The organism is Desulfurobacteriaceae bacterium (genome assembly GCA_039832905.1).
Lineage (GTDB): Bacteria > Aquificota > Aquificia > Desulfurobacteriales > Desulfurobacteriaceae > Desulfurobacterium.
In genome coordinates this window covers 1-8,937 of sequence record JBDOLX010000087.1, presented here as the reverse complement: position 1 = coordinate 8,937, position 8,937 = coordinate 1, and the positions used below count along the sequence as shown (strand labels likewise).

The following is an 8,937-nucleotide window of genomic DNA, read 5'->3' as shown; positions in this document are numbered from 1 at the left end:
TAAGTGGAAATTTTACTCTTTCTCTAAGGAGATAAATTTAATTCGTTCAAAATCTTGTGGAGGTTAAATAAATGAAAAGATACTCTTTTGAAGATCTTTTAAAGATAATGGAAACTTTACGCTCTCCCAACGGTTGTCCTTGGGATAGAGAGCAAACACACGAAAGTTTGGTTCCGTACCTTATAGAAGAAACTTATGAAACGATAGATGCTATAAGAGATAAAAATTATGAAAATCTCAAAGAAGAGTTGGGAGATTTACTTCTTCAAATTGTCTTCCATTCACAAATTGCAAAAGAGAATAAAGCTTTTTCAATAGAAGATGTTGTTGATGGAATAGCGAAGAAACTCATTTCACGTCATCCCCATGTTTTTGGTAACAGGAATGATATTAAGGATGCCCAAGACGTTTTAAGAGAGTGGGATAAACTGAAAGAAAAAGAAGGTAAGAAAAGAGAATCATTAATGGATGGAATTCCAAAATCTTTGCCTTCTCTTGAGAGGGCATATAAGCTTCAAAAAAGGGCTGCTAAGGTAGGCTTTGACTGGGAATCTTTTAGTGGAATAAAGGAGAAATTAATTGAAGAACTAAGTGAAATAGGAGAAGCCTTAAAATCAAAAAATAAGGAGAAGGTAGAAGAAGAAGTTGGCGATTTACTCTTTATGGCTGTAAATCTTGCGAGGTTTTTGGGAGTTCATCCAGAACTCGCACTCTCAAAAGCAAACGAGAAATTTGAGAAAAGATTTAGAAAAATGGAGGAATTTGCGAAAAAGGAGGGAAAGGAACTAAAGGATTTATCTATTTCAGATTTGGAACTTCTTTGGCAGAAAGCTAAAAAAGAAATGTTATGATTTTTTAAACCCTTAGCTTAGAGGTGAATTATGCCGCTTTTTAGAAAGGTTCTCTATCCTACCGATTTTTCAGAACTTTCGGAAGTAGCGAGAGACTACGTTTTTAAACTAAAAGAAGCAAACGCTCAAGAGGTTGTGGTTCTACACGTAATTCACCCTTTAGAGTTTAGTCTTCCCCAGTTTGACGATCCTTTTGCCCTTGATGTTGCTGCTATTTATGCTCACCTTCCGGAAATAGAAAGAGAGATACTGAAAAAACACGAAACTATGCTTGATATGGTAGTTAACGAGTTTAAGGAGAAGGGATTCCTCGTAAAAAAAGTGATGGTGGTTGGAGACCCGAAAGAAGAGATCGTAAGGTTAGCAGAAGAAGAAAAAGTTAACGTGATAGTGATTGGGTATCATGGCAAAAGCCTTCTTGAAAGGATACTTGAAATGGGAAGCACAGCAAAGGCTGTAATAAAGAAAGCAAACTGTCCAGTTCTTGTAGTGAAAAAACAAGAAGGTTTGGAAGGAGACTAATGGCAAAGATTAAAGATATTCGTCCTCTAAAGTGGACAGGAGAATCTCTTTTACTTTTAGACCAAAGAAAACTTCCTTTAGAGGAAAAATGGATTGAGTGTAAAACCTACGAAGATGTGGCTCAAGCTATAGAACAGATGGTTGTAAGAGGCGCTCCAGCAATAGGAGTGGTTGCTGCTTACGGAGTGGCCCTTGGAGCAAAACAGATCTTAAAAGAAACAAAAAGTTTTGTTGAATTTAAAGCAAGGCTCGAACTTATAATAAGTAGGTTGGCGGCGACTCGTCCTACTGCGGTCAATCTTTTTTGGGCTTTAAAGAGAATGAAAAAGATAGTAGAAGCTGGACAAAAAGAAGAAGATATTGTTTTTGCTTTAGAGACAGAAGCTGTAAATATAGAAAGACAGGATGTAGAAACGAATAAGAAGATAGGCTACTACGGAGCAGAACTTCTCAGTTCAAGGGAAGTAATCCTTACCCACTGTAATACCGGTGCCCTTGCAACAGCTGGTTATGGGACAGCACTTGGAGTAATTAGAGCTGCTGTAGAATCCGGAAAAGATATCCTTGTTTACGTTGATGAAACGAGGCCTTACCTTCAGGGAGCAAGACTTACGGCTTGGGAACTCCAGAAGGAAGGTATTCCTTACTATCTAATTACCGACAACATGGCTGGATACTTTATGTCTTGTGGAGAAATTACCTGTATTATTGTAGGGGCGGATAGGATTGCTCTAAATGGAGATACTGCAAATAAAATTGGAACTTATTCTCTTTCAGTACTTGCCAAAGAACACGGGATACCTTTCTATGTTGCTGCTCCAACATCTACATTTGATCTTTCAATAAGGAGTGGGAAAGAGATACCGATTGAAGAAAGGGGAGAAGAGGAAGTTGTTTTTTGCCATTGTAAAGATTGTAGGATAGCACCTATTGATGCAAAGGTGAAAAATCCTGCTTTTGACGTTACACCTCATGAAAACATTACAGCGATAATTACCGAAAAAGGGGTAATAAATTCTCCTGACGAGGAAAAAATACGTGAATTTTTCGAAAAGGCGTAGGAAGGGGTTTGTCCTCTTTCTAGTCCTTGTTATGGTTGCTGTTATATTTTCTTTTCTTATTTCTATTTACTCCCTTTCGATATCAAGTGTTTCTAAGTCCTCTGAGTTTAGGGATTACGTTAAAGCATACCACGCTGCAGTTTCTGCTGTAAAAGTTGCATTGGATTACTTGAAAAAGAGAAGAGATGCCTTCGGCTTTGAACCAATATCCTATACTTATAGAGGAATTTCCGTTTCTTTGAGAATAACCGATGAGTGTGGAAGGTTAAACGTAAATAAGCTAACTAATCAGCTTTACTACAACGTGGCAAAAAGACTTTTTGAAAACTTAAAGTTAAATCCAAGTTTGGCATCATCCATAAAAGATTGGATTGATAGAGATGATATTCCAACAGATGAAGGGGTGGAAAGCCTTTACTACGAAACTCTTGGTTATAAACCATCAAATAAAAATATGAAGTCGATATACGAACTTCTCTATGTGAAAGGGGTTGATGAAAAGATTTTTAAGCAACTTGAAGACTACGTTACAGTTTACGGTGATGGTAAGATAAATATTAACTCAGCACCTTTAGAGGTACTTTTAGCTCTTTCTGAAGATATGGATGAAGATGCTGCCAAATCAATTTTGGAAAATAGACCAATTAAGAATTTGGAGGATTTAATAAACCTTCCTGGATTTAGTGAAGAACTTTTTTTTCTTATTAGACCGCTGATTACAAATAGATGCAACTATTTTAGAATTGAGGCTTCTGCTTCTTATCAAGATTCATTAGTTAGTTTAGTTGCTTTTACAACGAGGGATAAAATTCTGGAGTGGAAAGTTGTTCAATGATTGGTGTAGATGTAGGAAGTAGCAAGGTAAAATGGTTTGACGGTAAGAACTTTGGGTTTGGAAATCTAAAAGGAAAAAGAGAAATTGTAGGCATAACTTCACGGAATCTTTATGTAAAAAAGGCTTTCTACCCTATATGTAAAGGATCTCAACTTAAAAAACTTGTTATAAATGATGTGCTTTCAGAACTTGATACCGCCGAAAATGAGGTATCGGTAGCTTTTTGTCCTATAGGAAAAAAAGAAAAAGGTTGTGAATTTCTCGTTTTTGTACTAAAGAAAGAAGAAATTGAACAGTTTGAAAGTGCCAACACTCTAACATTAGATATCGCCGGCACTATTAACGCCGTTTCTCTTCTTTACGGAGAGGAAAAGATAACGGTTGTTGATGCTGGAGCCGGAAAAGTTAGTGTGATTCAATTTGAAAAGGGAATTGTAGACAATATAGAAATAATACGATCAGGTTTTCCGTTTCTTTTAAAAGATACCTCTTTCTTTAGGGATAGAGTAGTTCCGTTCCTTAAGGGAAAAGTTCTTTTAGTAGGTGGTGGGGCTTTAAACGAAAAATTTTTAGAGCTTTTTAAAAAGTTTTGTCCCTCTCTTGAGATCCCTAATATAGAACCTTTCGGAAAGGATACACCTATCTTTTTTAACGCTTTTGGGCTTTACCATTTTAGAAAATCTCCTTGCAAGCCAACTTTTAAGGAGTTTTCCATTTTCTCTTCAAAGTTTTGGACTGAGCACAAAACAGCCATTCTGTTTTCTATAGCTTCTCTTTTAGCTTCAGGATTTTTCTATACAGCCTCTTTGGTTTTAAGTTTCTTAGCTGAAAAGAAAGATTACCGTTTAACGTTAAAAGAGTATAAAAGAACAGTAGAAAGCATAATTAACGAAAAAGCCCTTGCTCCAAAGCTGCAGGTTTCCCAAAAATACTCTAAAGTCCAAGAACTCAAAGATTTTTTTCTTCTTAACAAGCCTTCTGTTCTTTTTCCTATTGAAAAAATAGGTAAATCTATAGATCCTTTGGTAAAAATTTTGAAGATAGAAGGTTCTATTGAATCAGAAAACTTTTCAATTCTTGGAGTAGCAAGCAGCGAAAAAGACTTAGATAAATTTAGGGAAAAGTTATCTTCTTACTTTGAAAAGATTACCGTTAACAAAGTTAAAAAGGTAGAAAAGGGGATTCAGTTCACAATGTCTCTTTCTGGGGTCAAAAGGTGATGGATGAAAGGTTAAAGAACTATGTTATCTTTGCTACTCCTTTTATCTTTGTTTTTCTTTATCTTACTGTTGTGTATTTTCCTTTGAAAAACTCAATAGAAAAGCTAGCTACCAAGAAGGAAAAGATATACAGGGACTTTCAAGAGATTGAACCAAAACTACGGGAAATAAAGGCTTTTAACAAAAGTTTCTTAGAGATTGAAAAGAAGCTGAAAAATGGAAAGAGGATAGACATTGTTTCTTTCATTAAAGTAAAAGCTCAAAAGTTTGGAGTGAACGTTAAAGACTTAAAAGTTTCTGTAAGCGATGAAAAAGATAACGTTGAAAGGAAAACGGTTGCTTTAAGTTTTTATGAAACACCCTTTAAATCGGTTAAAAAGTTAATTTGGAAGTTGGAAAATTCTCCTTACTACTTAAAAGCTGTTTTCTTTCAAGTTTCAGATATGGACGAAAATGGCCTTGTTTCTGGAAAAGTAGTTTTCAACTTCTACGAGGAAACAAGATGAAAAAACTGCTTCTATTAACTGTTTTTATACTTTCCTTTGTGGTATTTCTTTACTTTACTTTCCCTATTGAAAAGTTTGCCGAACACTACCTTTGTAAGAAACTATCCTTTAAAGAGATTGCAGTAAAAAGAGTACCTTTGGAACTGGTATTAAAAAAGGTTGAACATCCTGAAATTCCTGTAACCATTAATAAAGTGGTTGTTTCTCCTGAAATTCTTTCTCTTTCTTCCGATGTTAAAAAGTTCTTCGTAAAGTTAATCTTATGTGGTGGATACGTTGAAGGAAAAGTTACTTATCCTTTATCTAAGGTTAGTTTTAAAGTAGTAAATTTTAAAGTGGACGATTGCAAGTTCTATAAACCATTAGAACTATCAGGTTTACTTTCTGGAAGAGGAACTTTAGTTTTTGAAAAGGAAAATTTAATCGGTGGAAGTGGTAACTTTAGATTGAAAAACTTTAATATTAAGACCTCCAAGTTATTTCCCTTGGTTGAAGAGTTTCAGTTACAGGATGCTAAGGTCAAATACAAAGTAGAAAAAGAAAATAAGGTAAACTTTAAAATGGAGAGTTCTAAAGTGTCAATGGACGGTTACGTCAACTTAAACTTGAAAAATATTTATAACTCTTATCTTTCTGTTAATTTAAAGCTAAACTTTAACTGGCAAAACCTTTCTTTCAAGTTAAAAGGATTTATCAACAGGCTATCGGTTGAGTAGGGATGTTGGAATTCTTAAAGGGAAAGGTAGTATCTAAATCTGCGGGATATGTTGTTGTTGAGTGTGGATGTTTCGGGATTAAAGTTATCGTTCCTTCAAAACTTTGTGAAAAAGTAAAAGAAGGAAAGGATATTTTCCTATTCACAAAGCTTGTTTTTCCTCAGGAAGGAACGCCTGTTATCTATGGTTTTGAAAGTATGGAAGAGAGAAACCTTTTTGAAATTTTGATACGTATTCCAAAGGTAGGTTCTAAAGTAGCCCTTTCAATAATATCTTCTTTTGATATAGAGGAACTTAAAAAGGTTGTTCTGTCTAATGATGTCAAAGCTCTTTCGCAAATTCCGGGACTTGGAAAGAAGCTTTCAGAGAGAGTAATATTGGAACTAAGGGAACGTTTTTCTTTTGAGACTGAAAATAATTTTAATGAGGTTATGGAAGCTCTTACTTCTCTTGGTTATTCTAAAAAAGAGATTTTGGAAGTTTTAAATGGAATTGACTTTGAGAATTTAAGTTTTCAAGAAGTTGTAAAAATTGTAGCTAAAGAACTTTCGGGGAAAAAGTTTTGATAGATCGTCCAAAAAAATTAGAGGAATTCTTAGGACAAGAAAAGGTAAAGAAAATCTTAAAGGTTGCTATAGAATCTTCAAAAAAGAGAGGAGAACCTCTTGACCACATTTTGTTCTATGGACCTCCGGGAACGGGAAAGACGACCCTTTCTATGATAATAGCCAATGAACTTGGAAAAGACCTAAAAATTGTTTCTGCTCCAACAATAGAAAAGAAAGGGGATTTAGTTGCTTTGATTACTTCCTTAAATGAGGGAGATATTCTCTTTATTGACGAGATTCATAGGTTAAGTAAACCTTTAGAAGAAACTCTTTACTCGGCAATGGAAGATTTCAGAATAGACGTTGTTTTGCCTTCTAAAAAAACTTCCATTTCTATAGATCTTCTTCCTTTCACTCTTATTGGAGCTACAACAAGGCTTGATCTTTTATCTTCTCCTTTTAGAAATAGGTTTGGAATTGTTTGTAGACTTGAACTTTACAAAGTAGAAGAACTTGTAAAAATAGCCCAAGTCAATTCTCAAAAACTTGGTATTAATTTGACACAAGAAGCTTGCAAAATCATTGCCCGTTCAAGTAGGGGAACTCCTAGGATTTTGAATCAGCTGCTAAAAAGGTTTAGAGATTATAAAGTTGTGAAAGAATGGAATTCAATAGGTGAGGAAGAGGCAAAAGAAGTACTTTCTGAGCTTGGAATAGACTCTCTTGGTTTGGACTATATGGACAGAAAGATTTTAAGAACGATTGCCGAAGTTTTTAATGGAGGTCCTGTAGGCTTAAATGCTCTCGCGACGGTTCTTAAAGAGGATCCTTCCACCATAGAGAATATTCATGAACCTTACCTTATAGAACTTGGACTTATCGTCAGAACACCAAGAGGAAGGAAGATAACGGAGAAAGGTTTAAAGGTTATAGAAAGTTCTTAAAAGCCCCCAACCAAGGGGGCAAAGGATTTATCCTTTGTAGTTTTCAACAGCTTTCTTAATAAGCTCTTTTGCAAAGTCGCTTCCTTTAAACTCTTTTACTTTAACCCATTTTCCAGGCTCTAAGTCCTTGTAATGTTCGAAGAAGTGTTTTATCTCATTTAGTGTTGCTTCAGGTAGGTCTGTTATTTCTTTAATGTTCTTAAATGTGAGGTCTAGCTTATTGACTGGAACTGCAAGAATCTTTTCGTCTTGTCCGCTTTCATCTTCCATAACGAGGACTCCAATAGGTCTACACCTTATTACGCTTCCGGGAACTACAGGCTGTCTTGATATTACAAGAATGTCCATTGGATCACCATCGTCTGCTAAAGTATTTGGAATGAAGCCGTAGTTTGCGGGGTAGAACATTGGGGTAAATAAAAATCTGTCAACAAATACTGCACCACTTTCTTTATCAACTTCATACTTAACGTTTGATCCTTGTGGTATTTCTATGACTGCGTAAATGTCTTCTGGCACGTTCTTTCCGGCAGGTATTTTCTTGATGTCCATTTTTATCCTCCTTTTTGGTTTTGTGGGAATTATACTTTACAACTTGAGATTGACAATCCTTAAAAAGTTAATATTATCTAACATTAGGGAGGTTGAAATGATGAAACTTTTTGAAGTTCCAGAAGGAAAAGAGGTTGTAGTAAAAGATATAATCGGAGGGTACGGAATGAAAAGACGGCTTGCCTCTTTGGGAATATATCCTGGGGCTAAGATAAGAGTTTTAAAATCTCCTCCCGGTCCTCTAATAGTAGAGGTATGCAGAAGTAGATTTGCTCTTGGGAAAGGAGTAGCAAAAAGGATCTCTGTTGAAGGAGAGGAAGGGTGAAAAGGAAAATAAAAGTCGCCCTCGTTGGTAATCCTAACGTTGGAAAAACTGCAATACTTAATACTTTGTGTGGAACAAGTGAAAAAGTAGGGAATTGGCCTGGAGTAACTGTTGAAAAGAAGATGGGAAACTATACTTTTAGAGGTTTTGAGATAGATGTTATAGACCTTCCAGGAATATACAGTCTAACTTCTTACACTCTGGAAGAAAAAGTTGCTAGAGGATTTTTGCTAAAAGAGGACTATGATGTAGTTATTAACGTTCTTGATGTGAACTTTCTAGGTAGGAATCTTTATCTGACGTTAGAACTTCTTGAAATGGGAATAAAGCCGATAGTTGTTCTCAATAAAATTGATGACCTTGAAAGTGCAGGATTCTCAATAGATGAGAAACTCCTTTCTCAAATTTTAGGTTTACCTGTGATTTCCATTTCTGCCATAAAAAAAAGAGGATTTGAGGAACTCTCGGAAACCGTACTAAGAGTAGCAACAAAAGACTTAAAACCGGTTGGTTTTACCCCAACATATTCAGAGGATTTGGAAAATGCTATTTCTCTTTTACTTTTAAAATTAAAGGATGAGAAACTTTCCTACAATAAAAGGTGGTTTTCAATCAAACTTCTTGAAAAAGATCCAGAAATAGTAGAAGAAGCAAAAAGGCTTTTGAGTTCAAAAGTAGAAATATTAAAAGAAATAGAGAATATAGAAAACTTTGTAAAAGAAAAGCATCAGTGTGATTTACCTTCGTTTGTGGCAAAAGAGAGATTTATCTTAGCTTCTAAGATTGCAAGAAAAGTAATAAAGACGGTAAATGAAGTTCATAGTGAAACTTTAAGTGATAAGTTGGACAAAATCCTT

At 35.2% G+C, this 8,937-nt stretch carries 12 protein-coding genes; 11 read left to right on the top strand and 1 reads right to left on the bottom strand.

Features of this window, described 5'->3' with window-relative positions; all coding sequences use genetic code 11:
* Positions 1-71 precede the first annotated feature (71 nt).
* From mazG to ruvB, 9 genes are read left to right on the top strand one after another with little or no spacing between them, the layout of a single operon-like run.
* Positions 72-851 (top strand): nucleoside triphosphate pyrophosphohydrolase, encoded by a 780-nt coding sequence (mazG, locus tag ABGX27_06255; protein MEO2069099.1) that lies wholly within the window; start codon positions 72-74, stop codon positions 849-851.
* Positions 852-881: 30 nt separating this feature from the next.
* Complete coding sequence (locus ABGX27_06250) at positions 882-1,373, top strand: universal stress protein (GenBank protein MEO2069098.1); 492 nt, start codon at positions 882-884, stop codon at positions 1,371-1,373.
* Positions 1,373-2,434 carry an S-methyl-5-thioribose-1-phosphate isomerase gene (gene mtnA / locus ABGX27_06245; GenBank protein ID MEO2069097.1) on the top strand — a complete coding sequence of 354 codons (1,062 nt, stop codon included), beginning with the start codon at positions 1,373-1,375 and terminating at the stop codon, positions 2,432-2,434. Before ABGX27_06250 ends, mtnA begins: the two co-directional genes overlap by 1 nt.
* A 31-nt stretch (positions 2,435-2,465) precedes the next feature.
* Positions 2,466-3,269, top strand: a complete 804-nt coding sequence (gene gspK / locus ABGX27_06240; protein ID MEO2069096.1) for a type II secretion system minor pseudopilin GspK — start codon at positions 2,466-2,468, stop codon at positions 3,267-3,269.
* A complete protein-coding gene (locus ABGX27_06235; protein MEO2069095.1) occupies positions 3,251-4,489 on the top strand; it encodes a hypothetical protein in 1,239 nt (412 codons plus the stop codon). The genes gspK and ABGX27_06235 overlap by 19 nt, the downstream gene beginning before the upstream one ends.
* Positions 4,489-4,995, top strand: coding sequence for a hypothetical protein (locus tag ABGX27_06230; protein MEO2069094.1), 507 nt, complete (start codon positions 4,489-4,491; stop codon positions 4,993-4,995). Before ABGX27_06235 ends, ABGX27_06230 begins: the two co-directional genes overlap by 1 nt.
* Positions 4,992-5,711: a hypothetical protein gene (locus ABGX27_06225; protein MEO2069093.1), complete on the top strand. Its 720-nt coding sequence runs from the start codon at positions 4,992-4,994 to the stop codon at positions 5,709-5,711. The genes ABGX27_06230 and ABGX27_06225 overlap by 4 nt, the downstream gene beginning before the upstream one ends.
* Positions 5,712-5,716: 5 nt before the next feature.
* Positions 5,717-6,277 (top strand): Holliday junction branch migration protein RuvA, encoded by a 561-nt coding sequence (gene ruvA, locus ABGX27_06220; protein MEO2069092.1) that lies wholly within the window; start codon positions 5,717-5,719, stop codon positions 6,275-6,277.
* Entirely contained in the window at positions 6,274-7,203 is a 930-nt protein-coding gene (ruvB, locus tag ABGX27_06215; GenBank protein ID MEO2069091.1) for a Holliday junction branch migration DNA helicase RuvB, read from the top strand. Before ruvA ends, ruvB begins: the two co-directional genes overlap by 4 nt.
* A gap of 27 nt (positions 7,204-7,230) precedes the next feature.
* On the opposite strand, the gene ppa is transcribed toward ruvB, so the two are convergent.
* Complete coding sequence (gene ppa, locus ABGX27_06210; GenBank protein ID MEO2069090.1) at positions 7,231-7,755, bottom strand: inorganic diphosphatase; 525 nt, start codon at positions 7,753-7,755, stop codon at positions 7,231-7,233.
* A 97-nt stretch (positions 7,756-7,852) separates the two neighbouring features.
* Between ppa and ABGX27_06205 the strand changes: the two genes are divergently transcribed.
* Positions 7,853-8,080 carry a FeoA family protein gene (locus tag ABGX27_06205; GenBank protein MEO2069089.1) on the top strand — a complete coding sequence of 76 codons (228 nt, stop codon included), beginning with the start codon at positions 7,853-7,855 and terminating at the stop codon, positions 8,078-8,080.
* Positions 8,077-8,937: FeoB small GTPase domain-containing protein (locus ABGX27_06200; GenBank protein MEO2069088.1), on the top strand; the 861-nt coding region annotated here is incomplete at its 3' end. The genes ABGX27_06205 and ABGX27_06200, both read left to right, overlap by 4 nt.

Excerpts from the sequence above, each read along its gene's own strand:
- mazG (MEO2069099.1), top strand. The coding sequence starts at position 72 with ATGAAAAGATACTCTTTTGAAGATCTTTTAAAGATAATGGAAACTTTA.
- ABGX27_06250 (MEO2069098.1), top strand. The coding sequence starts at position 882 with ATGCCGCTTTTTAGAAAGGTTCTCTATCCTACCGATTTTTCAGAACTT.
- mtnA (MEO2069097.1), top strand. The coding sequence starts at position 1,373 with ATGGCAAAGATTAAAGATATTCGTCCTCTAAAGTGGACAGGAGAATCT.
- gspK (MEO2069096.1), top strand. The coding sequence starts at position 2,466 with ATGGTTGCTGTTATATTTTCTTTTCTTATTTCTATTTACTCCCTTTCG.
- ABGX27_06230 (MEO2069094.1), top strand. The coding sequence starts at position 4,489 with ATGGATGAAAGGTTAAAGAACTATGTTATCTTTGCTACTCCTTTTATC.
- ABGX27_06225 (MEO2069093.1), top strand. The coding sequence starts at position 4,992 with ATGAAAAAACTGCTTCTATTAACTGTTTTTATACTTTCCTTTGTGGTA.
- ppa (MEO2069090.1), bottom strand. The coding sequence starts at position 7,755 with ATGGACATCAAGAAAATACCTGCCGGAAAGAACGTGCCAGAAGACATT.
- ABGX27_06205 (MEO2069089.1), top strand. The coding sequence starts at position 7,853 with ATGATGAAACTTTTTGAAGTTCCAGAAGGAAAAGAGGTTGTAGTAAAA.